At 68.5% G+C, this 23213-nt stretch carries 18 protein-coding genes, 1 tRNA gene and 4 pseudogenes; 8 read left to right on the top strand and 15 right to left on the bottom strand.

From position 1 onward, the window contains the following. Positions 1-1138 (bottom strand): MraY family glycosyltransferase (locus QIT00_RS37555; RefSeq protein ID WP_282539993.1); only part of this gene is annotated, 1138 nt, incomplete at its 3' end. A gap of 289 nt (positions 1139-1427) precedes the next feature. Here QIT00_RS37555 and QIT00_RS37550 point away from each other — a divergent pair. The 5 genes from QIT00_RS37550 to QIT00_RS37530 all read left to right on the top strand — a co-directional run bounded on the left by QIT00_RS37550 (position 1428) and on the right by QIT00_RS37530 (position 9642). Beyond that, the gene (locus QIT00_RS37550) at positions 1428-3728 is read left to right on the top strand and encodes a (Fe-S)-binding protein (RefSeq protein WP_282539992.1); all 2301 of its coding nucleotides are present in this window, start codon (positions 1428-1430) and stop codon (positions 3726-3728) included. A gap of 146 nt (positions 3729-3874) precedes the next feature. Continuing rightward, positions 3875-5284 carry an FG-GAP-like repeat-containing protein gene (locus QIT00_RS37545; protein ID WP_282539991.1) on the top strand — a complete coding sequence of 470 codons (1410 nt, stop codon included), beginning with the start codon at positions 3875-3877 and terminating at the stop codon, positions 5282-5284. Next, on the top strand, positions 5281-6918 hold the full coding sequence (locus QIT00_RS37540) for an FG-GAP repeat domain-containing protein (protein ID WP_282539990.1): 1638 nt from the start codon (positions 5281-5283) through the stop codon (positions 6916-6918). Before QIT00_RS37545 ends, QIT00_RS37540 begins: the two co-directional genes overlap by 4 nt. Before the next feature lie 199 nt (positions 6919-7117). After that, entirely contained in the window at positions 7118-8506 is a 1389-nt protein-coding gene (locus QIT00_RS37535; protein WP_282539989.1) for an FG-GAP and VCBS repeat-containing protein, read from the top strand. Between the two features lie 206 nt (positions 8507-8712). Further along, positions 8713-9642: a Yip1 family protein gene (locus QIT00_RS37530; protein WP_282539988.1), complete on the top strand. Its 930-nt coding sequence runs from the start codon at positions 8713-8715 to the stop codon at positions 9640-9642. 90 nt (positions 9643-9732) lie between these two features. Here QIT00_RS37530 and QIT00_RS37525 read toward each other — a convergent pair whose 3' ends face one another. Together QIT00_RS37525 and dcd are read right to left on the bottom strand one after the other, a co-directional pair. Further along, complete coding sequence (locus QIT00_RS37525; protein ID WP_282539987.1) at positions 9733-10239, bottom strand: phosphoribosyltransferase; 507 nt, start codon at positions 10237-10239, stop codon at positions 9733-9735. A gap of 8 nt (positions 10240-10247) precedes the next feature. Beyond that, positions 10248-10823 carry a dCTP deaminase gene (dcd, locus tag QIT00_RS37520; RefSeq protein ID WP_282539986.1) on the bottom strand — a complete coding sequence of 192 codons (576 nt, stop codon included), beginning with the start codon at positions 10821-10823 and terminating at the stop codon, positions 10248-10250. Positions 10824-11329: 506 nt separating this feature from the next. Here dcd and QIT00_RS37515 point away from each other — a divergent pair. Further along, positions 11330-11403 (top strand) — tRNA-Gly (locus QIT00_RS37515). Positions 11404-11454: 51 nt separating this feature from the next. Here QIT00_RS37515 and QIT00_RS37510 read toward each other — a convergent pair. The 10 genes and pseudogenes from QIT00_RS37510 to QIT00_RS37465 form a co-directional block, all read right to left on the bottom strand. Beyond that, positions 11455-12624, bottom strand: a pseudogene (locus QIT00_RS37510) (tyrosine-type recombinase/integrase). After that, on the bottom strand, positions 12624-12836 hold the full coding sequence (locus tag QIT00_RS37505) for an excisionase family DNA-binding protein (protein ID WP_282539985.1): 213 nt from the start codon (positions 12834-12836) through the stop codon (positions 12624-12626). The pseudogene QIT00_RS37510 and the gene QIT00_RS37505 overlap by 1 nt, the downstream one beginning before the upstream one ends. After that, positions 12829-14213: pseudogene (repSA, locus tag QIT00_RS37500) on the bottom strand (replication initiator protein RepSA). Before repSA ends, QIT00_RS37505 begins: the two are co-directional and overlap by 8 nt. A 116-nt stretch (positions 14214-14329) precedes the next feature. After that, positions 14330-14647: a SpdD-like protein gene (locus QIT00_RS37495; RefSeq protein ID WP_282539984.1), complete on the bottom strand. Its 318-nt coding sequence runs from the start codon at positions 14645-14647 to the stop codon at positions 14330-14332. A gap of 23 nt (positions 14648-14670) precedes the next feature. Further along, entirely contained in the window at positions 14671-14826 is a 156-nt protein-coding gene (locus tag QIT00_RS37490; protein WP_282539983.1) for a hypothetical protein, read from the bottom strand. Positions 14827-14839: 13 nt separating this feature from the next. Continuing rightward, the gene (locus QIT00_RS37485) at positions 14840-15031 is read right to left on the bottom strand and encodes a mobile element transfer protein (protein WP_282539982.1); all 192 of its coding nucleotides are present in this window, start codon (positions 15029-15031) and stop codon (positions 14840-14842) included. Between the two features lie 18 nt (positions 15032-15049). Then, positions 15050-15712 carry a DUF2637 domain-containing protein gene (locus QIT00_RS37480; RefSeq protein WP_282539981.1) on the bottom strand — a complete coding sequence of 221 codons (663 nt, stop codon included), beginning with the start codon at positions 15710-15712 and terminating at the stop codon, positions 15050-15052. A gap of 84 nt (positions 15713-15796) precedes the next feature. Continuing rightward, positions 15797-17156, bottom strand: a pseudogene (locus tag QIT00_RS37475) (FtsK/SpoIIIE domain-containing protein). 3 nt (positions 17157-17159) lie between these two features. Further along, positions 17160-17523 (bottom strand): annotated as a pseudogene (locus QIT00_RS37470) (SCO3933 family regulatory protein). Between the two features lie 139 nt (positions 17524-17662). After that, positions 17663-18442 carry a GntR family transcriptional regulator gene (locus QIT00_RS37465; RefSeq protein ID WP_282539980.1) on the bottom strand — a complete coding sequence of 260 codons (780 nt, stop codon included), beginning with the start codon at positions 18440-18442 and terminating at the stop codon, positions 17663-17665. Between the two features lie 30 nt (positions 18443-18472). On the opposite strand from QIT00_RS37465, the gene QIT00_RS37460 reads away from it, so the two are divergent. Further along, the gene (locus QIT00_RS37460) at positions 18473-18925 is read left to right on the top strand and encodes an NUDIX hydrolase (protein WP_282539979.1); all 453 of its coding nucleotides are present in this window, start codon (positions 18473-18475) and stop codon (positions 18923-18925) included. A 394-nt stretch (positions 18926-19319) separates the two neighbouring features. Here the strand turns inward: QIT00_RS37460 and QIT00_RS37455 are convergent, their stop codons facing one another. Next, positions 19320-19889, bottom strand: a complete 570-nt coding sequence (locus tag QIT00_RS37455) for a hypothetical protein (protein ID WP_282539978.1) — start codon at positions 19887-19889, stop codon at positions 19320-19322. A gap of 890 nt (positions 19890-20779) precedes the next feature. Between QIT00_RS37455 and QIT00_RS37450 the strand changes: the two genes are divergently transcribed. After that, a complete protein-coding gene (locus tag QIT00_RS37450) occupies positions 20780-21265 on the top strand; it encodes a hypothetical protein (RefSeq protein WP_282539977.1) in 486 nt (161 codons plus the stop codon). Between the two features lie 269 nt (positions 21266-21534). Here QIT00_RS37450 and QIT00_RS37445 read toward each other — a convergent pair whose 3' ends face one another. Continuing rightward, positions 21535-22800, bottom strand: a complete 1266-nt coding sequence (locus QIT00_RS37445; RefSeq protein ID WP_408909940.1) for an IS701 family transposase — start codon at positions 22798-22800, stop codon at positions 21535-21537. Between the last annotated feature and the right edge of the window lie 413 nt (positions 22801-23213).

The following is a 23213-nucleotide window of genomic DNA, read 5'->3' as shown; positions in this document are numbered from 1 at the left end:
CGGTCGTGCGGGAGCGCCGGGGCCGGCCGACGTGCGGGGCGCGGCGGGCGGTGTCGGGGACCGGACGGTCGTACACCCGGACCCTGAGCAGCGCCCAGACGCCCGCCGCCACCGCGAGGAACAGCGGGAGCGCGGCGAGCGGGCCCCAGGCGCCGCGGTGCATCAGGACCCCGGTGAGCGTCCCGGCGAAGGCGGTGGCCCCGAGCACCACCGCCGCCCCGGGCACGGTGAAGCCGACACGGCGCAGCCGGTGCGCGATGTGGTCGGTGCCGCCGATCAGCAGCGGCCGGCCCGCGCGGCGGCGGGCGAGCGCGACGAGGACGGTGTCGGCGAGGCCCACCACGGTCAGCGCGACCAGGCCGACGGCGCCGGGCAGCGGTTCGTGGCCGGTGTGCACGAGCACGGTGGCGCAGGCGAGCACGAAGCCGGTGAACAGGGAGCCGCAGTTGCCAGGGAAGATCCGCGCGGGGTGCCAGTTCTGCGTGAGGAACCCGGTGAGGGCGGCCGCGAGCACGCAGAGGAGCAGCGCGAGTCCGCTCAGCCCCTCGGCGGCGGCGCAGAGCGCGAGCCCGAGCGCGGTGACGACGCCGACGACGCCCATCGCACCGTCCGCGTTGTCGATCAGGTTGAAGGAGTTGGTGACGAGCACGATCCAGCCGACCGCGAGCACCCCGGCGGCCGGGGTGAGGCCGCTCGCCCAGACCACGGCGACGGCGGCCCCGGCCTCGACGATCAGGCGCGGCCGTACGCCGAGCGGGCGGAGGTCGTCGACGAAGCCGAGGAGGGCGACCGCCCCGGCGGCGCAGAGGAGTACGGCGATTCCGGGGCCGAGCGGTGCGTAGCCGGTGCAGACCACGGTGACCGTGCCCGCGACTACGGCGAGGCCGCCGGTGTGCGGGGTGGCGCGGGCGTGCGTCTTGCGGCCGCCGGGCCGGTCGACGAGGCCGCCGGGCCGGTCGACGAGGCCGCCGGGCCGGTCGACGAGGCCGCCGGGCCGGTCGACAAGGCCGCCGGGCCGGTCGACAAGGCCGCCGGGCCGGTCGACAAGGCCGGTGCGCAGGCCGAGCAGGCGTACGCAGGTGGTGAGCACGGCGGTCAGGAGCACGGCCACGACGGTGGCCACGATTCCGTAGAGCATGGGCGTCCTCCCGTCGGACCCCGCGACGGCGTGACGGGGCAGGGCGAGCGAGCAATAAGCTAGTTCGCTATAGACCTATTTGTCGCGAATAACACGAATTACTGCCCACGGAAAGTCGACGCCGACGGAAAGCGCACTCAGGGTTGCCTGAGCGACGCAGATCACCGCACCCCTGGCTACAGTGCGGCTCAATAAGTGGGTAGTCTCAGACGGACTGCATAAGTTACCGCTTAGTAATCACCTGGTAGTCAACGACGAGACCCCCCTCGCAGGCCCGAGGAGCCCCCAAATGCAACTCGCCGCGATCATCGTGTCGCTGGTTCTGATCGTGGTCGGCGTGGCCCTGTTCGTCCGCGCCCTCCTGCAGATCTACAACTTCATGCGGCTCGGCCAGAACGTGCCCGCGGGCACCCGCACCGACGAGCCGGTGCAGCGCACCGCCACCGTGGCCAGGGAGTTCTTCGGCCATACCCGGATGAACCGCTGGGGCATCGTCGGTGTCGCGCACTGGTTCGTGGCGGTGGGCTTCTTCTCGCTGCTCCTGACGATCGTCAACGCCTTCGGCCAGCTGTTCAAGGCCGACTGGCTGCTGCCGATCATCGGCGAGTGGGCGCCGTACAACGTCTTCGTCGAGTTCCTCGGCACCATGACCGTGCTCGGCATCCTGACGCTGATCGTGATCCGCCAGCTCAGCAAGCCGAACAAGCCGGGCCGCAAGTCCCGCTTCGCGGGCTCCAACGCGGGTCAGGCGTACTTCGTCGAGGCCGTCATCCTCATCGTCGGCGTCTGCATCTTCATGCTGCACGCCCTCGAAGGCGCCCAGCACCACGTGGACAGCTACGAGGCGTCCTTCTTCATCTCGTACCCGGTGGTCCACGCGCTGGAGGGGCTCGACCTCTCCACGCTGCAGAACCTCACGTACTTCTTCGCCGGGCTGAAGATCGCGACCTCCTTCATCTGGATGATCACGGTCGCCCTGAAGACCGACATGGGTGTCGCCTGGCACCGGTTCCTCGCCTTCCCGAACATCTGGTTCAAGCGGAACGCCACCGGCGAGACCTCGCTCGGCGCGCTGCTTCCGATGACCTCGGGCGGCAAGGAGATCGACTTCGAGGACCCGGGCGAGGACGACACCTTCGGCGTCAGCCAGGTCGAGCAGTTCTCCTGGAAGGGCCTCCTTGACTTTTCTACGTGTACGGAGTGCGGGCGCTGCCAGTCGCAGTGCCCCGCCTGGAACACGGGTAAGCCGCTCTCCCCGAAGCTGCTGATCATGTCGCTGCGCGACCACGCGCACGCCAAGGCCCCGTACCTGCTCGCCGGTGGCGGGAAGTCCATGGAGGGCGAGGAGAAGGCCTCGGCCGAGCAGCTCGCCGACGTACCGGCCGCGGCCCTCGCGGAGGCCGAGCGTCCGCTGATCGGCACCGTCGAGGCTGTGTCCATCAACGGCTCCGCCGTGGGCGGCGTCATCGACCCGGACGTGCTGTGGTCCTGCACCACCTGCGGCGCCTGTGTCGAGCAGTGCCCGGTGGACATCGAGCACGTCGACCACATCGTCGACATGCGCCGCTACCAGGTGATGATCGAGTCCGCGTTCCCGTCCGAGGCGGGCACGATGCTCAAGAACCTGGAGAAGAAGGGCAACCCCTGGGGCCTGGCGAAGAAGCAGCGCCTGGAGTGGACCAAGGAGGTCGACTTCGAGGTGCCGGTCGTCGGCAAGACGATCGACGACCTCACCGAGGTCGAGTACCTCTACTGGGTCGGCTGCGCCGGTGCCCTGGAGGACCGGGCCAAGAAGACCACCAAGGCCTTCGCCGAGCTGCTGCACATGGCGGGCGTCAAGTTCGCGATCATGGGCGGCGACGAGAAGTGCACCGGTGACTCCGCCCGCCGCCTCGGCAACGAGCCCCTGTTCCAGGAGCTCGGCATGGAGAACGTGGCTACTTTGAACGCCGCGTTCGGCGAGGACGACGAGGACGAGACGACTCGTAAGCCCAAGGCCGCGAAGAAGATCGTCGCGACCTGCCCGCACTGCCTCAACACCCTCGGCAACGAGTACCCGCAGCTCGGCGGCGACTACGAGGTCATCCACCACACCCAGCTGCTCCAGCACCTCATCGACGAGGGCAAGCTCATCCCCGTCACCCCGGTCGAGGGTCTGATCACCTACCACGACCCCTGCTACCTGGGCCGCCACAACAAGATCTACACGCCCCCGCGCGAGATCATCGGCAAGGTCCCGGGCCTCAGGAACGAGGAGATGCACCGCCACAAGGAGCGCGGCTTCTGCTGCGGCGCCGGCGGCGCCCGGATGTGGATGGAAGAGCGCATCGGCAAGCGCATCAACACGGAACGTGTGGACGAGGCGCTGTCGTTGAACCCGGACATCGTCTCCACCGCCTGCCCGTTCTGCCTCGTCATGCTGACGGACTCCGTCAACGGCAAGAAGAACGACGGCAAGGCCAAGGAGTCCCTCCAGGTCGTCGACGTCTCGCAGCTGCTGCTCGAATCGGTCAAGACGCCCGCCGAAGACCCGCCTCCGGCGGGCGAGGCCGAGTCGGAGGACGCGCCCGAGCCCGAGCCGGTGAAGTAACCGGTCGTACGCGCGAGTTGAGGGGGCCGCCCAAGGGGGCGGCCCCCTTCGCCGTAGGGTCATGTCCTTCTCGTCGTACGTGGTTCTCGTCGTAAGTGGTTCTCGTCGTAAGTGGTTCTCGTGGTGGTGGAGGGGTGGGGTGGGTCATGGGTGAGGACCGGAGACCCGGGGCCGCAACAGCCGTACGGGGCGCAACGGCCGTACGGGGCGCGGCGCTCGCGCTGAGCTGCGCGCTGCTGCTCACGGCGTGCAGTGGTGGTACGGAACCGGCGCCCCGAGCCACGGCCTCCGCGAAGCAGGCCGACACGGTCCCGCTGCTCCCCGTACCGCACGGCGACGGCAGTGAACTCGCCGCGCGCGGGGACGACTTCAACGGCGACGGCCTGCGGGACCTGGTCCTCGACGACCTCGTGCACGACAGCCACGGTGACGACGCGGGCATCGGCATCGCGTACAGCACCCGCGGCGGTGTCCCCGACGGGCGCGCCCGGCAGCTGCTCGCCCCCGCCGACGTGGCCGCGCCCACCGCGGGCCAGCTGCCCGCCGCCTTCGACGCCGCGGCCACCTGCGACCTGGACGCGGACGGCTTCACCGACCTGGTCGTGGCCACCGACCCGCCGTACGACGGCATCGGCAGGCCGCCCGTACCGCTGCAGCTGCTCTTCGGCTCGCCCGGCGGGCTCACCGGGAAGGCCGTGAAACTCGTCATCCCCGGCCCGGCGCGGTACGGCAACGAGTGGTCGGACCAGCCGGTGTGCGGCGACTTCGACGGGGACGGCCGCGACGACCTGGTGGTGCACGCGAGCAACGCGCAGATCAGCTTTCTGCGGGGCCCGTTCGCCAAGTCCGGCACGCGGCGCGGCGCCCCGCGCTCCGGCAAGCTCCTGGACGCCCCCGGCACGGTCCTTCGCGGCCCCGCCCTTGACGTGAACCGGGACGGCCGCGACGACTTCGTGGTCCGCGCCTCGGGCGGTACGTCACGCAGCAGCCTCGTCCTCGGCGGCCCGGCCGGGCCCACGCGGACCGGGGCGACGTTCCCGGCCGGGCGCGACCTGGTGTTCGGCCGGTTCGGGTGGGCGCCCGCCATGGACGCGGCGATCGCGACCCGGGACCGGGTCGGGCTGCGCTTCGACGTGCCGGGCACCCGCCGCGCCCGCCTCGACACCCGCGCCGCCACGCTGCACACCGGCGACCTCGACGGCGACGGCCGCGCCGAACTCGTCGTCGGCACCGGCGGCTCGACCGGCCCGTACCTCCACACCGGCGGTACGCGCGGCCCCGCGCCCTCGGCCGTCCCGGTCCCGAGGACGAAGGCCGGCGGCACGAGGGACGTCGTCGCGGTCGCCGACTTCGACGGGGACGGGCTCGACGACCTCGTCCTGCGCACGCACCGGGGCGAGACCCGGGACGAGGTGGCGGTGTTCCGCGGTACGCGCGGCACGAAGAGCGGGCTCGCGGCGCGGCCCACTCGTACGTTCTCCACGGCGAGCTTTGTGGCGAGCTTCGTGGCGGGGGCGCGCGATGTCGGTGGCCGGACCTCCGGAGGTGTGAAGTGAGACCTCAACTGCCGTTCTTTTTGGGTGTGTTCGCGGTGTGCGGCGCGCTGCTGCTCACCGGGTGCGGTGGTTCCGAGGGTGACGGCAAGGGCGGCGCGCCGTCCCCCGGCTCGACCGTCCCGCCCGCCGGCAAGCCCGCCGCCTCCCCCGACCCCCTCGACCAGGCCGCCCTCAAGGACTTCAACGGCGACGGCCACGACGACTACGCGCGGGTCCTGTCGGCGCGCGGCAAGGACGGCGAGCGCACCCGCGGCACCCTCGTGGTCGTCTACGGCTCCCCGTCCGGCCTGCGCCCCGAGACCGCCGTACGCACCCCCGCAGCCGGTTCCCTCGCGGTCCTGGTCCGCGCCGACCTCGACAACGACGGCTACACCGACCTCGTCGGCCGCCGCGGCGAGCACCCGGACCCGGGAGAGGTGTTCGCGATGTACGGCGGCCCGCGCGGCCTCTCCGACCCCCAAGTCCTCGACGTACCGGACGAGTTCACTCCGCGCGCCGCCGGCGACTTCGACGGCGACGGCAGCACCGACCTGCTCGACGGCGGCCGCGGCGGCGACGGCGACCCGAGCGCGCTGCCCGGCCACGTCCGGGGCCGCCTCCTGCTCGGCCCCCTCGACCGCTCCGGCCGCGCCGCCCGCCAACTCGGTCTGGACGTGGGGCAACACGGGTACGCGAGCCCCGACGGCTTCCTCACCGGCGACTTCGACGGGGACCGGCGCAGCGACGTGATCATGACGTACGCGTACGACGCCGAGGAGGACGAGTCCGCGCCGGACGACCTCGTCCAGGTCGCGTACCACCGAGGCAGCCGGGACGGGCTCGTACCGGGACCGGAGGTGAGGCCTCCGCTCGCTGCGGCGATGGGCGACATCGACGACGGGCCGCGCGGCGGCACCGTGGGCGACGTCGACGGCGACGGCATCGACGACGTGGTGGCGATGGGCGAGAGCCCGGCGCGCGCGGGCCGCCTCACCGTGATCCACGGCGCGAAGGCGGGCCTCGGCCGCGGCCGCCCGGCCCAGGTGATCACCGGCGAGGGCACGCGGTGGGGCTTCGGCACGTCCGTCGGCGATGTCGACGGGGACGGCAGCGCGGATCTCCTCACCGGAAAACCGGGGTTCAGCCTGACCGCCACGGACCAGTTGATTCTGCTGCCTGGGGGGTCCGAGGGGACGGGGGATGGTGGCTCCGGCGGGTCCGGCGGGTCCGGCGGCTCCGGCGGGTCCGGCAGCTCCGGTGGCTCCGGCGGGTCCGGCGACTCCAGTGGCTCCAGTGGCTCCAGTGGCTCCGGTGACTCCGGTGACTCCGGCGGCTCCAGCGGCTCCGGTGACTCCGGCGGCTCCAGCGGCTCCAGCGGCTCCGGTGGCTCCAGCGGATTCCGGCTGTCCGACGCCCGGGTCGTCCCCGGCGACACCCCCGGACTGCCCGGCAACCCCGCGCCGTTCGACCTCGAACAGCCCGAGCTCCTCGACGTGAACGGCGACGACCGCCAGGACGCCGTGCTGTTCTCCTCGTACTGGAACAAGGGGCGCGGCGCGATCCTCGTCCTGCCCGGCACCGCGTCCGGCCTCGACACGAAGCACGTCCAGCACATCCGGCCGGAGGAGGTGGGCGTGCCGCTGCGGCTGAAGTAGCGGCCCGGCCCCAGGCTTCGGCACGCGGACACACAGGCACGCGGCACGCAGCACACGGCACCCGGCACCCGGCACCCGGCACCCGGCACGCAGGCACAACCCTTCGCGGGACAACCCTTCGCGGGCACAACCCTTGGGAAGCCTCACGAGTCACACCCCGGAAAGCCATACACCCCGCCCCTCCGGGAGTTGAAGTCCCTTGCGCGCCAAGCCCTTCGCCGTCACCGCGGCCGCGGCCGTCCTCGCCGCCGCGGGGCTCGCCCTGCCCCTCGCCGAGCCCGCCGCCGCGGCCACCGCGCTGCGCGACGACTTCAATGGCGACGGCTACCGCGACCTCGCCATCGGCACGCCCGCGGCGGGCGCCGTGACGGTGACGTACGGCTCCGCCTCCGGGCTCTCCCCGGCCCGCTCCGTGACGGTCACCCAGAACACCGCGGGCGTCCCCGGAGTCACCGAGCCCGAGGACGAGTTCGGCGAGAACGTCACCAGCGCGGACGTGGACGGCGACGGCCACGCGGACCTGATCGTCGGCGCCCCCGGCGAGCGCGTCGAGGGCAGGCCCGGCGGCTCGACGACCATCGTCCGGGGCGGCCCGAAGGGCTTCACGCGCGGCGGCAGCGTCCTGAACGCCCCCTCAGCCGACGACCTCCGCTTCGGCGAGGGCGCCTCCTTCATCGACCTCGACGGCGACGGCACCGGCAACCTCGTCGTCGTCAGCGCCAACCGCTTCTGGTGGTACGCCGACGGCGTCCCGGACGGCCCCGCCTTCGGTCTGGAGGGCGCGGGCCTGCCCGCCGACGTCCGCCTCGACGGTGTCGTCGGCGCCGACTTCACGGCGGGCGGCAACGGCGGCCAGTACGCGATCCACGGCACGCGCGGGGACGGCGGTGCCTACCTGGCACTCGTCCCCGGCGGCCCCGGCGACGTGGGCCTCGGCCTGCGGGTGCTCGCCGAGGGGGACGACGCGCGCGCCACCCGCGACGCGGCGGCCACCGGTGACGTGGACGACGACGGGCACCCCGACCTGATCACCGGCAACCGCGACGCCGGCTCGGTCACGGTCCACTACGGCTCCCCGGACGGCCTCGGCCTGGGCCGCGCCCCGCGGACGTACGACCAGGACAGCGCGGGTGTGCCCGGCGTCAGCGAGCCCGGCGACGCGTTCGGCGCCTCGGTGGGCGCGGGCGACGTGGACGGGGACGGCGACGCCGATGTGGCGATCGGCACACCCGGCGAGACCGTGGGCGCCCATGCGGGGGTCGGCAGCGTCGTACTCCTGCGGTCCGGCGCGGGCGGTCTCGGCTCGGGCGCCGCCTGGCACCAGGAGCGGACCGGCGTGCCCGGCGTCCCCGAGCAGGGCGACCGGTTCGGCTCGACCGTCCGCCTCGGGGACGTCAACGGCAACGGCCGCGCCGACCTCGCGGCGGCCGCGAGCGGCGAGGACATCGGCAGCTCGGCCGACGCGGGCGCGGTCTGGGTGCTGCGCGGCACGACCACGGGACTGACCACGTCGTACGCCACCTCCTTCAACGGATCCGACTTCGGCATCGGCGGCCCCGGCCGGCACTTCGGCGAGACACTGCACTGACCCTTCCGCACTGCCCCTCCCGCACTGCCCCTCCCGTCACTGCCCCTTCGCACTGACCCTTTCCGCGAGCCCGCGAGGCGACTCACCTGCCGCCCCTGAGAAGTCCCGGATCAGGTCCCCTAGGGGTTGTCACAGCTCGGCCGCAAAGCGTCCCCGATGCGACCACCGTCACACAGCACCCCTTCAGACCAGGTACGTTCGATTACGTGGCTGGATTCAGGATCGGACGCGGCCGGGACAACCGCTCCCAGGGCCCTCGCCCGCAACAACACCCGCAGCAGCAGCCGTACGGGCAGAACCCGCCGTACGGCGGCCCGCCCGCGCCCCCGTACCCGCAGCAGCAGTGGCCCCCCGCGGGCGGCGCGCCGCACGGCGGCCCCGGCGGGCACAGAGGCGGCCACGGCGGCGGTGCGCACGGCGAGCCCGAGTACTTCGGCGACCCCCACCAGCAGCCCCCGTACCCGCAGCAGGGCGCCCCGCACGACCCGTTCGCGGCGAACAACAACCCCGGGCACACCCAGGCCTTCTCCTTCGGCGAGGACCCGTACAGCCAGGGCGACACCTACCGCGCCGGCGCCGCAGCCGCCCCGGCTGGGCCGCGCCTGCACTGGAAGGAGCTGCTGAGCGGCATCGTCATGCGCCCCGGCCCGACCTTCCTGCAGATGCGGGACCACTCGATGTGGGGCCCGGCGCTGATCGTCACGTTCATCTACGGCCTGCTCGCGGTCTTCGGCTTCGACAACGCCCGCGAGGACGCGATCAACGCCACACTCGCGACGAGCGTCCCGATCGTCCTCACCACCGGCGTCGCCATCGTGATCAGCGCCCTGATGCTCGGCGCGGTCACGCACACCCTGGCCCGCCAGCTCGGCGGCGACGGCGCCTGGCAGCCGACGGTCGGCCTCTCGATGCTGATCATGTCCATCACGGACGCCCCGCGCCTGGTCTTCGCCATGTTCCTGGGCGGCGACGCCCCGCTGGTCCAGATCCTCGGCTGGGCGACCTGGGTCGCGGCCGGCGCCCTGTTCACCACGATGGTCAGCAAGTCCCACGACCTGGCCTGGCCGAAGGCCCTGGCCGCGTCCGCGATCCAGCTCCTCGCCCTGCTGTCGATCATCAAGCTGGGCACGTTCTGAGCGTAAGTACACGTAGGTACAAGAAAGGGCCGGCGGGAGAAATCCCACCGGCCCTTTCCCTTTCTTCAGGCGCGCTTTCTTCAGGCGCGCTCAGGCGTCGAGAACCTGACCCTCACGGCGTACGACGGGTGGCTCCACGCTCCACGGGAAATTGATCCAGTCGTCGGTGCGCTTCCACACGTACTCGCATTTCACCAGCGAATGCGACTTCTCGTAGACCACCGCGGAGCGGACCTCTGCGACGGCGTCGAGGCAGAAGTCGTGCACGAGCTTCAGGGTCTTGCCGGTGTCGGCGACGTCATCGGCGATCAGCACCTTCTTGTTGCTGAAGTCGATCGCGTTCGGCACGGGCGCCAGCATGACGGGCATTTCAAGGGTCGTACCGACCCCGGTGTAGAACTCCACATTCACCAGGTGGATGTTCTTGCAGTCGAGCGCGTACGCGAGACCGCCCGCCACGAACACGCCGCCGCGCGCGATGCTGAGCACTATGTCGGGCTGATACCCGTCATCGGCGATGGCCTGAGCCAGCTCGCGCACGGCCACACCGAACTTCTCGTACGTCAGATTCTCGCGCACGCCACCGACGTCACTCATACCGCTGCTCACACCTGCGTCCTGTGAAAGTTGAGATAGGAACGCGAAGCCGTCGGACCCCGCTGACCCTGATAACGCGACCCGTATCGCTCGCTGCCGTAAGGGAATTCAGCCGGGGAGCTGAGCCGGAACATGCACAGCTGCCCGATCTTCATTCCCGGCCACAACTTGATGGGCAGGGTCGCGAGATTGCTGAGCTCCAGCGTCACATGTCCGGAGAAACCGGGGTCGATGAACCCTGCGGTGGAATGCGTGACGAGCCCGAGCCGCCCGAGCGAACTCTTCCCCTCGAGCCGACTGGCCAGGTCATCGGGAAGGGAGATGACCTCGTACGTCGACGCGAGCACGAACTCACCGGGATGCAGAATGAACGGTTCATCCCCCTCCGGCTCCACCATCCGCGTCAGATCGGTCTGCTCGACGGCAGGGTCGATGTGCGGGTAGCGGTGGTTCTCGAACACCCGGAAGTAACGGTCAAGCCGCACGTCGACGCTCGAGGGCTGCACCATGGTTTCGTCGTACGGGTCGATCCGCACCCGCCCGGCATCGATCTCGGCCCGGATGTCCTTGTCTGAGAGAAGCACGCCCCGAGGATACGCAGAGCGCGCGGGCGCGCCCCAATCGGACGCCTCCCGCGCGCTCAGGCCGAACGTTTCGCTACCGCTTGGCTACCGCGGCTACCGCTTGGCCGACGCGTCCAACGGCACCGCATGCCGCAACCGGGCACAGCGCGGACACCGGATCAGCCGACCAGGCCCGATCCGCTCGGTGCCGAGCTGCTGCATCGGAAACGAAGCGGTGCTGAAAACATGCCCTTCGGCACAACGGACGACGGTGCGCTCCATCAAGTCTTCGAGTCCCTTCCCCACGTGAGTCCTGGGTCGCTGACTGCAACGAAACCTCACATTACGGGATGAAAGGGACGCCACTCCAGGCGGCACTCCGCACCGCCACGGTACGCCCCAACTCCCGCTCCCCGCAGCCGCCTCCACCCCACGACAGGGCACGCGCAGGCACCGGCGCATACACCGGGCGGCGAGGATGGGGTAGGGTGTCCACACGATGCGACAGGTCACGGCCTCGCATCTTTGCGGGTGTAGTTTAATGGTAGAACATGAGCTTCCCAAGCTCAGAGCGCGGGTTCGATTCCCGTCACCCGCTCCAGCAGAAAGCCCCAGGTCATGGACCCGGGGCTTCTTTGTTGTCTAGACCGCTCTAAGCATCTCGTGCCCGTTGCGTGCCCGATGACTGCTCATCTGCTTTGCCAGCGGCCTTCGTTCGCGCGGCGCGGACACGATCATCGATGCCGTCGGCGACGTCCTGCTGCCTGTCCAAGTTGGAGTGCTGATAGATCATCGCGGCCCTCTCGGACGACTGGCCGGCGCGGACCATCGTGTCCTTGAGCGTCGCGCCGGACTGGGTGGAGAGGGTGTGTCCCGTGTGCCGGAGGTCATAGAAGCGGAAGCCGTCCGGCAGCCCGACCTTGGCACGCGCCTTGCGCCATTTCCGGCCGAAGGTCGAGCGCCGGAACGGAGCACCCTTCTCCCCGACAAAGATCAGCCCGTCCGGCTTCTTCTCGGCGTACCAGGCGAGGTGCCGCTTCACGTCCTTCTCCATGAACGCGGGCAGCACGATGAATCGCTTCCCTGCACGGGACTTGGTGTCGCCGGGGACGCGACGGCCAGTGTTCAGCTCGGGCTCGGCGCCGCGGATCCAGAGGCCGAGGGGTTCGAGGCTGACGTCCGAGCGGCGGAGAGCTGCTTGTTCTTCAGGGCGGGCCGGACCGTACGCGCCGATGTAGACCATGAGGCGCCAGCGCGGACCGAGAAGGTCGGCCAGGGCGTCGACCTAGGCGACAGTGGCGGTCGGGCGTTCGTCGGGGTTCTCCTGCCCAGCACCCTTGATCCGCCAGGGGTTTCGGCGGATCAGCTCGTCATCGACGGCCGTCTCCAAGATGGCCTTGAGTAGGCGGTAGCATTTGGCGACCGTGCTGTCTGCACCCGTGGTGTCGAGACGCTCTGTGCGCCAGGCACGGACGATGGGCGGGGTGATCTCGTCCAGGTCGAGGTTCTCGAAGGCGGGCAGGATGTGCAGTCGCAGGTTGCGACGGTAGAGCTCTTCGGTCGTCGGAGAGAGCCGCCGATCCTTGATCCAACGGAGGGCGTACTCCTCGAAGTTGACTGCGCCGACGTCCGGGTCCACCCAGTCACCGCGACGGACTTCGGACTGCCGCTCGGCGAGCCAGTCGTCCGCATCGCCCTTGGTCGCGAAGGTGTGGGGCGCCGGGCGGTCGATCCCGTCGGGGCCCAAGTAGCGGGCTTGGTAACGCCCAGAGGCGAGCTTCCGGATACGGCCGAAGCGGCGCTTCTTACCCTTCCCCGCCATCAGGCAGCTCTCCCGTAGCGCGAGCGGCGACGGCGTACGGGCTCCACGGTGTGGCTGTCGATGTAGTCGCGTACGGCGCTCTCGGGGATGAGGACGTGGCGGCCGACCTTGACGTACTTGATGCGGCGTTCCTCGATGAGGCGGCGGGGGAAGCGCACCGATGTGCCGAGCGCCTCGGCGACTTGGGTGACGCTCAGGTACCGGTCATTCATGGTGATGCGCTCCTTCCAGGATGAGTTGGTCGTGCAGGGCTTCGCGGGCGGTGTCGCGGTTGAGCTGGAGATTCCGGGCGATAGTGATGGCGAGGGCGGATTCACCAGGGGTGTGGCCGTGGCCGGCGTACTGCCAGTCCGTGAGGACGAGGACGCTGTCCGGCTCGCGCTCCTCCAGGCCAAGGACCGCGGCCTCCTGGGCGGACCGGTAGTCCGCACGTGCCTGGCGGAGGGCCCCCAAGGTGGTGGAGTACCGGCGTGACTTGGAGGAGAAGTGCCCCCGGAAGCCGAGCATGTGAGCCCAAGCCCAGAGGCGCCGGTCCGGGTAGAGGCGATCCAGGTCGCGGCAGGCGGTGATGAGTCGGCGGGTGTGGTCGGGGATGTCGTGGTGGTCGAGTTCAGCGAGTTCGCCGATGCGGCGGTCAAGAGTGCCGGTGTTCTCGGATGCCTTGGTCGAGTACTTGGCGACGTACGAGGCAACGGCCTGTTCGGTGATGTCGGAGCCGTCACCGAAGGCCTTTACCGGGCGTACGTCGAGCTGTGTGCCCCAGCGGAAGGATCGTGCCGCTTGGTCCCCGGCCGCCAGGACGGAGACGGATGTGTAGGAGTGCGCGGCGGCTGCACGGATCGCGTCGGTGAGAACTTCGGCCGTGGCCCAGGTGGGTGGAGGCGTACCGGGTCCTTCCGGGCCGTCGAGCCGGATCACCGCGTGGAAGTGCAGGGCGCCGCGCTTCTGGAACTCGGCGACCTTGCCGTACGAGACGCGTAGGCGGTCGGCGAGTTCGCGGCGGGTGAGGCCGGCGCGGGCGGCGAGTTCGCGGCGGAGGCGAGTGGTGAAGCGCTGCCAGAGCTGTCCGGCGTGGTTGTTGAACAGGACGGCGCCCGCGTAGTCGTACGTAGCCGGGTCGAGGGCTGTGCCCAATTCCCGGGCGTCCGTGGCGTGTTGGATACCGCAGCGGCAGGTGCCGTGATCGGGCCTGTTGTGCACCGGTCCGAACGACGGGGCGGTGAGGGTGGCGAAGACCCGAGGGTGGTCGCGGACGGCCGTGGGGATGTCACGGCGGTCGTCTCCGGCCAGGCCCGCGCGGATGAGGTGGTAGGTGTCGCCCGCGTAGGTCCAGGCGCAGGAGGGGCAGCGGGAGGCGCGGCGGTTGCCGCAGGCGAGGCGGAGGCGTCCACCGGGTTCGTTGGCGGTGGTGTAGTGGTGCAGGGTCTCGCCGGTGGTCTTGTCCTTGTGGAGGGCCAGCCTGTGAGGTGGATGGGGTCGGAGCATCCGCCGGTACGGCGGATCTGGTCCTCCCAGCGCGTGTAGTCGGAGGCCGATGCCACGCGGAGGAGGTCGCCGAGGGTGGTCGGGTCGAGCAGCGGGGTGGGCACGAGCGAGGCGCGATGCGCCATGCTGGGTCTTCCTTCCGGTCGTGAGGTTGTGAGATCGGACGGGACGGCTCCCGGGCGGCGGATGCTTGGCGGTATCGAGGCCGCCCGGGGGCCGGTCAACGTCGCTTGACCTCGGCGGTGAGAAGCGAGCGGATCACCAGGGCGCAGACGGCGACCGAGGCACCGGTGATCGCGACCGCCAGGAGCATGGAGACCAGTACGGCGCCGACGACCAGGACCACGGCCGTACCGCCACCGACGAGGGCGAGGGCGGTGCCGGGCGTGAGCTGCACCGTGGGCCGGGACGGCGCGGGAGCCGCAGGAACAGGGGCCGGAGCCTGCGCGCTCGTCGCGACGGTGGTCGGCTCCGCCACGACCGGGCGCATGACGCGACCGGTGGGCACAGGATTGGTCGGGATCTTCGGACGGAACATCGGCGTTCTCCTTTCGGGGAGCGTTACTTGATGAAGCCGTCGACGACGGGGGCGAGCACGCTGTCAGCGAGGAGGAAGCCGCCGAGGAGGATCACGGCGATCAGCCACCAGGGCGGGCGGATCAGCTTGACGCCGAGGTAGCCGACGACGAGCAGTGCGAGCCAGAGCGGAACGTCCATCGGGGTCGGCCTCCTAGCTGACGCGGCAGCGGTGGGTACGGGCGGCGAGCTGTGCGGCGGACTGGCTGGAGTAGTCGGCGGACCAGCCGCACCGGTCGTTGGTGCACACAGCGGCGTGCCTAGTGCGGCCACGGCGGTCGCGGTGCGTACCGATCTGCACGGGGCCTATGCGCATCACGGAGTGGAAGAAGTCGCGAGCGGGCATAGCGCATCTCCTTGTTTGTCAGGCGAGTTGGGCGGCAATCGCGTCGGCCATCGGGGCCGGGACGCCGAGGCGGGCGCGGAGGGTGTCTCTGTCGATCCGCGTGCCGGTGCGAGTGTGGTGGTCGTCGGCGACCTTGCGGGCGTGGGCGACCAGCGCAGCCGGGACGGGCATGGCTGTGGGCGGCTCTGGGGCGTTGTCCGTCTCCGGGAGGGCGACGGGCTCGGCAGCGAGGTGCGGTTCAGGCTCCGCCGCAGGCACCGTGTCCGGGACCGACTTCGGGGCTGGTGCGGCAGGCGCCGGCCGAGCCGAGTCGAGGCCCGCGGGCGAGTGAGCGAGAAGAGTCCCGCCCATGAAGGCCAGAGCAGGCCAGGCAGCAACGAGGATGCGCAACCAGTCCGGAACGTCATCCAGGTCGAGCAGCCCGGCGGTAGCCACATTGGCGCCGAACGAGGCAACCAGGGCGATGAAGAACCAGCACCAGGCCAGCCGGGACGGCCCATCGGTACGCAGCCGTCGCCAGGCGGCGACCAGGAGCAGGTCCACCGAAACCGGGTAGGCCCAGGCCTTCCAGCTGGTCTGTCCGGCAGCGGCGGCGAGATCGTGCAGGTGGGCGAAGGACAGCGCCCCTGCGATGACAGCTTGGACAAGTACTGCGTCGACGCGGAACGCGGGGCGGGTCATCACGGCTCCTTCTTGTGATCAGGCATGGCGGGGGTAGGGAGTTGGCGCGTGGAGCGGTCGCGCCGACCATGGGCGGGGTGTGGGTCAGGCCGTGGCGGGAGCCGTCTTGGACAGCCGTACGCGGGCCGTCGACAGCGGGGCGACCACCGGCCGGAAGGGCGCGAGCGCAGGCACCTCAGGGGTGTGGTCGGCGTACTTGTTGCAGGTGTTCGCGGCCTGGCGCAGTGAGGTGTGCGGGGCGCGGATCCGGTGCCAACCGCCGGTGGAATCCCCGGCGATGGCGATACCGCGCGTCTCGGCGGGAATCTAAATGGCCGCCAGCACAGCATCCGGGGCAATGTCGCCGAAGGCCATGCTCGCGGACGTCTCGTCGTTGACGCGATGGGCAGTACGGCCGGTGAGCTGGGCACGCAGCATGCGTGATGCCCTTGCCGAGTTCGGAACCGAAGCGCTGCCCGCAGATCTCCAGATAGACGCCGGCCGCGCGGCCGAGCTGTGCGAGACGAATCAGCGCGGTAATGATCCGATCCCGGCGCTTCTCTTCGTCCTTGCTGGCGAAGAGTGCGAGTTCGGCGACTTCGTCGACCAGGACGACGACCGGCACGGGCCGCAGTTCCTCAGGCAGGTCCCAGATGTCGGCGGCAATCTCCGCGTCCGGTACGCCGACGCTGATCCGCTGCTCGGCGCGGATGAGTTCGTAGACCTCCTGCATGTGGGAGACCAGCGCCTCCAGCAACTCCAGTGCCGTATCAGGGTTGTCGGCGAGCGCGGAGAACCGACGGGCCAGCGGGAACAGCTCGACCCCTTGCTTGCAGTCGATCCCGACGAGGGCGACGTGGTGCTGGGCAAGCCCGGCGACGAGGTTGCGCTGATACACGGACTTGCCGGACTCCGTGGCGCCGAGAGTCAGTCCGTGCGGAACGGTGCGGTAGTCCCGGTAGTGGACCGAGCCGTCTTCCCGCAGGGCGACCGGGACACGCATCGGGCGGGTGGTGTCGGCCTTGGCCGGCATCTGCACCCGCTTGAGGACGTCGTAGCCGGTCATCCGGATCTCGACCACACCAGAACGCAGTTCACGCGAGGTCACGCCGTACATCCCGAACGAATGACGCAACCGGTCCGAGGCGGCGGAGACGTCGAAGGCGTCCAGCCCCTGCCGGAGTTTGATTCTCAGGACCAGGCCGGTACGGGTAGGCCGCAGCCGCAGGATGCGCGGTACGCGGGATTCCGGTGCCGGGCGGTTGGCCAGCCGGGCCACCATCAGCCGCCAACGCGGAGGCGGGACCGTGAGCCCGCAGGCCTCCATGACCGAGCTGTAGCGGACGAGGACCCGCACGACGGCGAAGGTGACCCCGAAAGTCAGCCAGTACCAGGCGGGGCGCCGCCACCGCAGGAGACCCGCAGCGGCGACGACCACCAGGAGTAAGACCGTCTGCCACGTCATGGCTCAGGCCGCCTTCGAGTCCGAGCCCGTGGCCATGGCCGCCAGCGAGGTGACAGCGACCGCGCGGAAGGCGATGCCGTGCCGCTTCTGACCGTTGAACTCGTTCTCCCAAGGCCGGGCGATCAGCCCCGTGAGCGCGGCCGGGGTGCCCATGGTCAGGTCACCGGAGATGCCGGTCTCCGGGACGGTGACGGACAGGATCCTCGACCTCGTCGTTGGCCGCGAACATCACGTCCACGCTCATCAGCGTCGCGCCGGTCTCGGCGTCGGTGGCGATCTCTCCGGTACGGCGGTCACGGACCTTGGGCTGCGGGGCCTTGGCGACCATCACGGTCGCGGCGGAGGTGTCGACGGGGATCTGACGCACAGCGGATCACTCCTCTATAGATGCCGAACTTCGTCACTCATGTACATGAGTGACACGAAGAAGAGTGCACCACTCCTGTACATGAGTCAACCCGCCGCGACATCCAAGTCACGACGGGCTGTGGGGAATTGAGCGGGCGTCAGTCGGCGGCAGGAATCCTGTACTCAAAGACGAACTGGTCAGCGGCCATGAGCGTGTCGCAGACCTCGACCACGACCCCGGCCGTCGTACGGGCCTCCCGGACCAGGTGCACCACGGGCGCACTCGGGTTGAGCGCCAGTTCGGAGGCTTCCGACTTGGAGGCCGGCCGCGCTTGCAGCGTCTCGACGAACTCCGCGAACTCATGCCCGTGGTCTTCGAGTCGGGCGTAGATGCCACCGCCACCGGGGTTCTCAGCGAACAGCTCCGGGATGTCCTTCACGACGTCCCACGGGAGGTACGAGGAGGCCGTCTCGACCGGAGTGCCGTTGCGGAAGTAGAGCCGCCGGCGGGCCAGCACCTGAGTACCTACGGGGACAGCCAGTCGCTCGGCAATATCCGCGGGGGCCTCCATGGGCCCGATGTAGAGGACGCTCACCTTGGCGGTGGCGCCGGACTGCGCGGACTCCGCAAGGTACGCGGCCTTGCCGCCCTGGCGGTGCGAGCGCCGGAAGCGGTCGGAGGAACGATGCCGTACCGGCGGCCGATTCTTCACGATCGAACCCTTGCCGTGCCGAGTCTCGACGAGCCCACTCGCCCGCACCTCGGTCATGGCCCTCCGGACCGTACCGCCGGACACCCCATAGCGCTCCACCAGCACCGATTCGCTCGGCACCATCTGGCCCGGCTCGATCACACCCGCCCGGATCTGCTGCACGATCTCGTTCGCGATGCGCACGTACTCAGGCCCGGACTTGCCCCCCTCTACCGAAGTTCCCATAGTCCTTCCCTGCCTCCTATGCTCCTGTAGATGAGTCAAGCACAGGACCCAACCTCACCACCCCTGCACTCCGTATCCGTAGCAGGGGCAGTGGTACGGGAGGACGGGCGCTTGCTGGCGATCCGCCGGGCCGACAACGGCAACTGGGAACTCCCCGGCGGCGTACTCGAACTCAACGAGACCCCAGAAGCCGGCGCGGCCCGCGAAGTCCTTGAAGAGACGGGCATCCAGGTCGAGGTCGACGAACTCACCGGCGTCTACAAGAACACCACCCGAGGCATCGTCGCCCTGGTCTTCCGCTGCAAGCCCTCCGGCGGCACCGAGCGCACCTCCGACGAGTCGACAGCCGTCGCCTGGCTCACCCCCGACGAGATCACCGCCCGCATGCCCGAGGTCTACGCGACCAGACTCCTGGACGCCCTGGACGACAACGGCCCCCACGTACGAAGCCACGACGGCAAGCAGTTCGTCACCGCGGGATAAGACTTTCCCTACTTCATCAAGGCCCGCGCACGGCGCGGGCGCGCGCCGCCTGTGCGGCGCGGCCTGCCTCCTGTCTCCGCCCCGGCTGGCCGCGCCCGTCGGCGCGCTCGGCGGCTGCGGGCATCAGGTGGGGAGAAACCCTCTGTGGCTGGGGCGGCCGGCTCCACGGCTTTAGGCAGCCACTTTGGGGCGAGCCTCGAAGATCTTGGCCCCAACATCGTGCTTTAACGGGCAGGTCCACTGACTGCCCGACGCGCCGGAAGCTTACGGGGCCAAGATCACTCGCCCCAAAGCAGCTCCAGCCCAAAGCCGCTCCGCCGACCTTGTTCAGAGTTGCGACTCCGTGTAACGCCACGTCAGAGATCGCGTAGCGCTCACTTGAGCATCTGAGAGGTCACTTCTCAGTTACCGCGCTATCGGAGCGGCCAACAATTCGGGTAACTTTCATCTCCGCAACCTCGTCTCTTCTCATCTCAATGTGACAGACATCCTCTTCCCCAACGGAACGAAAAAGGTCGACGAGCATGTCAACCGACATAAAGTAGAGGCACTTCTTTCTTTTCCTGTCCGAAGACACAAAAATGCCACCCAGCCCGTTTCCCTTTTTCCCAGCAGCAAATCCCCAGATCCAGCTGTGGATCACTTGGTTACAAACATTAGCCAATGAAAGCTCTGTGCCCCTACCCTTCTCCAAATCGTATAGATCCCAAAATTTGTGACGGTTGTACACATCAGGCGTAGGCCCGCATTGGTCATGAATCCGGACTGGCCATGCACGATTCACTAGGTCATCCGAGATCTTAAAGGATTCCCTAAGTCGCCTAACAGAGTAGGCGCCCATCATTACATCCCGCTCGCCAAGAAATCCTGTTCGATCAGTCCATCTCCTACGAGCCTTGCGCTTCTCTAGGCGTCCCGCAATACCCATGAGGTCCATTTTCCATGGAACAGAGTCCTGAATCACCTATAGACCTCTCACTAAATCGAGCAATCCGAACAGAAGGCAGACTATAAGCATGTCGCCGCAACGCGCACCAGTTTCTGGTCTGGCCGGCGGAGATAGCCCACACGAGATGCGCAACTGGCACGGCTCTACCTGGCTCTATTGAGCGGGACCTTTTCGTGGAGCGACAGTGCGGCAGTCGCACGAAAGCTCGGAGACAGGTCCAGTAGTCGCCGCCAGGGCGCGGTAGGACCGCATGCTCGGCTGTTGCGAGAACCCGCTAACGTTGCAACCAAGCTACTCAGGCGCTCGACATCTAACCAGTCACATGTTGGCCCCAAACTCCGATTCAGATGGACGGGGCAGCGATTCTGTTGCTTCTGGAGACAAGCCAGCCTTTGTCCAGTAAGATCCCCTCCCGAAGATAACCTCGACGCTCTAGCCTTCCTGGGCTATATTTACACTTTCTCGAAACAGCTTGAAGAAATTTAAGAACCAGGCGTGCACAAAGACATCGACGGAACTCATGCACACTATTGAGAGAGTTGCATTTTATGGGGATCGTTCATTTCCTGGCGTACCGGAATTATGAGAAGTCGCGAGTTGAAGCCAATAACGCAATGATGGCCATGCTCGCAGGCTCAAGACTCGCAGAGCACATGCTAGGGCTGCGAGCGGTAGTGAACGCATGCTCCCAGAAATCTTCCCTGCTGTAGAGCATATTGGGCGCATGAATCTGCGAGTTAACGCGGCTCAGAGATTGCTAGCTGACGCCGAGTCGCACCTCAGCGCAATGGCCGTACCGTACGCCCTTGCCTTGCATGAGGACTATGTAACCACCTGCCTTAAGCTCCTACAGCGAGCGAGGCTAATTAACAGTCAAGGTGTTAAGTCTGCCTCTCCAAAAAAACATGCATCAAAAATTTGAGACAGCGGCAGGCTACTCACTTTCTGCAGTCTCGGTAGAGCAGTTCGACCTTTTGCGTCTTCTGCGCAACTCCATCGTTCACGCCGGCGGACTACCCAGCGCCGACCTTCTGAGCGTTTCTAGAGCCCTTAGCGCCGCGTCGGCCAAGAATTGGGAGAATTTGACGGGAGCTGCGCCATCAGCTCTCGTTGCAGCCGGAAGGCCTGTCGACCTTAATCAGGGAGAATTGGTTGCCGCCCTGGCTATCACCAAGAGCCTCGCAGAGCAACTGAACGAGGGCCTGCAGAATGCGCTCCCTCGGGAAGTATGGGCAGATCTGCTCTGCGAAGATTTCCGCGCCGAGCTAAGTAAATACACGCACGAACATCAGCGAGCCCGGAAACTTCCCGGCTATGCGCGCAAACACTTCAGAGTGATTGGACTTACCGTCGACGAAATCAAAAAAGCCACCCAAAGGATGGCTTGGTAAAAATAGAAAGAGGGGGCTCTACCAGTTGAGCTACTAGCCAGGACTCGAACCTGGATCTCCCCTTTTCCGTGGATGCGTGCGATCACGAATCGCCGAGGTCTTTAAACCTTCGCTCCGGACGCAGCAGAGACTAGCACACTCGTGGTTCACGTGACTAGTAGTGCTTGGTCAGGTTGGTGCGGGGTCGGGGATGTTGCGGTGACAGGTGGGGCAGGCGCCGGTCCAGAGTGCGAGGAGTAACTGCAGTTCGCGGACGGCTCGGTAGAGGCTCAGGCCGACGCCGTCTCTTTTGGGGACCGGGTCAGCCGCTGCAGGGTGCAGAAGGCGTGGGCGACGGAGACGAGGGTGACGTGGTGGTGCCAGCCTGGCCAGGTTCGGCCTTCGAAGTGGGCCAGGCCCAGGGCCTGTTTCATCTCGCGGTAGTCGTTCTCGATGCGCCAGCGCAGTTTCGCGGTGCGGACCAGGACGGGCAGTGGGGTGTGCTCGGGCAGGTTGGACAGCCAGAACTGCACGGGCTCGTCCTGGTCGGCGGGCCATTCGGCCAGCAGCCAGCGCACCGGGAGTTCGGCGCCGGGGGTGGCTTTGCGGATCTCGCGTCCGGCGGGCCGGATCCGCAGGGCCACGAAGCGGGAGTACATGCGTTTGTGTCCGCTGCGGCCGCTGCCGGGCCGGGAGCCTTCGCGCCACTGCACCGGCCGTGCGGAAGATTTGCCGGCCGCGATGACCAGATTCTTCACGGTCTGTGCCGGCTCGGGGTAGGCCGGGACCGGCCGTCGGCCCCGGCCGGTGTAGGGCGGGGTGCCCGGCCGGGCGTCCTCGGGCTGGGCGGTGGTCGTGGTGGAGATGCCCACCACGTAATCGAGGCCGCGTTCCTCCAGGCCGAGCCGGAAGACGGCGGTATCGCCATAGCCGCCGTCGGCGATGACCTGGGGCACTTCGATGCCCCACGACCGCGTCTCGTCGATCATGTCGAGAGCCAGCTGCCACTTCTCGACATGCCCCACCTCGGCAGGGATGGCGCACTTGGTCCGGCGGGCCACTTTGACCGGATCGGCCTTCGGCGAAGCGGGATCCCAGCTCTCGGGCAGGAACAGACGCCAGTTCACCGCCGCCGAAGCACCGTTGGAAGCCAGGTGCAGCGAGACCCCGGTCTGACAGTTGGTGACCTTGCCCGCGGTCCCGGTGTACTGCCGGGTCACGCACGCGGACGCGTCCCCGTCCTTGAGAAACCCGGTGTCGTCCACGATCAGCGCCGTCGGCTCGATAACCGGCTGCATCCGCCACGCGAGACGGGCCCGCACGTGGACCGCATCCCACGGGCTGGAGGTGACGAAGTGGGCCAGAGCCTGACGGTTGCCGTCCTCGCCCAGGCGGGCGGCCATCGGCTCCACCGACTTGCGCCCGCCATCCTGCAGCAGCCCCCGCAGATAGACCGCACCCCATCGGCGCTGATCCACCCGCGCGAACGGCTCGAACATCTCCGCCGCGAAGTCCTCCAGATCACACCGGACCGCGGCCAACTCCCCACCCAGCACACCCGATCAACGACACGACCGATCAAGAGGACACGCGACCACCCAGCGAACCTGACCAAGCACTACTAGGGGAGGGGCAACCGGAAGTCGGTCACTTGACCCGCTCGTTGCCTGCACCGTGGAACGCCAGAGCGAGCCAGGAACAACAGGAACCTCGGGACTGACGACGCTCCGTCTTGACGAATCGCACAGGTCAGGGCGCGAGCCGGCCACATGTGGTCGCCGCTCGACGCCGCGAAGGAGCATGTCGGGGCCACACCCGTGCGAAGACATCAGGCCAGCCTCCGGCAGGAACGTATCGAGGCCCCCCTCTTTGATCTCAGTTCGCAGCGCCCTAGGCAATGACCAGGTGGGTTCCGCGCGTACCTACCTTCGGTGATTCAGCTCTCTCACGTGGCTCAATCGCCCGACTA

It is taken from the genome of Streptomyces luteolus, from assembly GCF_029968015.1.
Taxonomy (GTDB): domain Bacteria; phylum Actinomycetota; class Actinomycetes; order Streptomycetales; family Streptomycetaceae; genus Streptomyces; species Streptomyces luteolus.
Note: the sequence above shows the minus strand (reverse complement) of the source record. Positions and strands in the feature narration are given on the sequence as shown.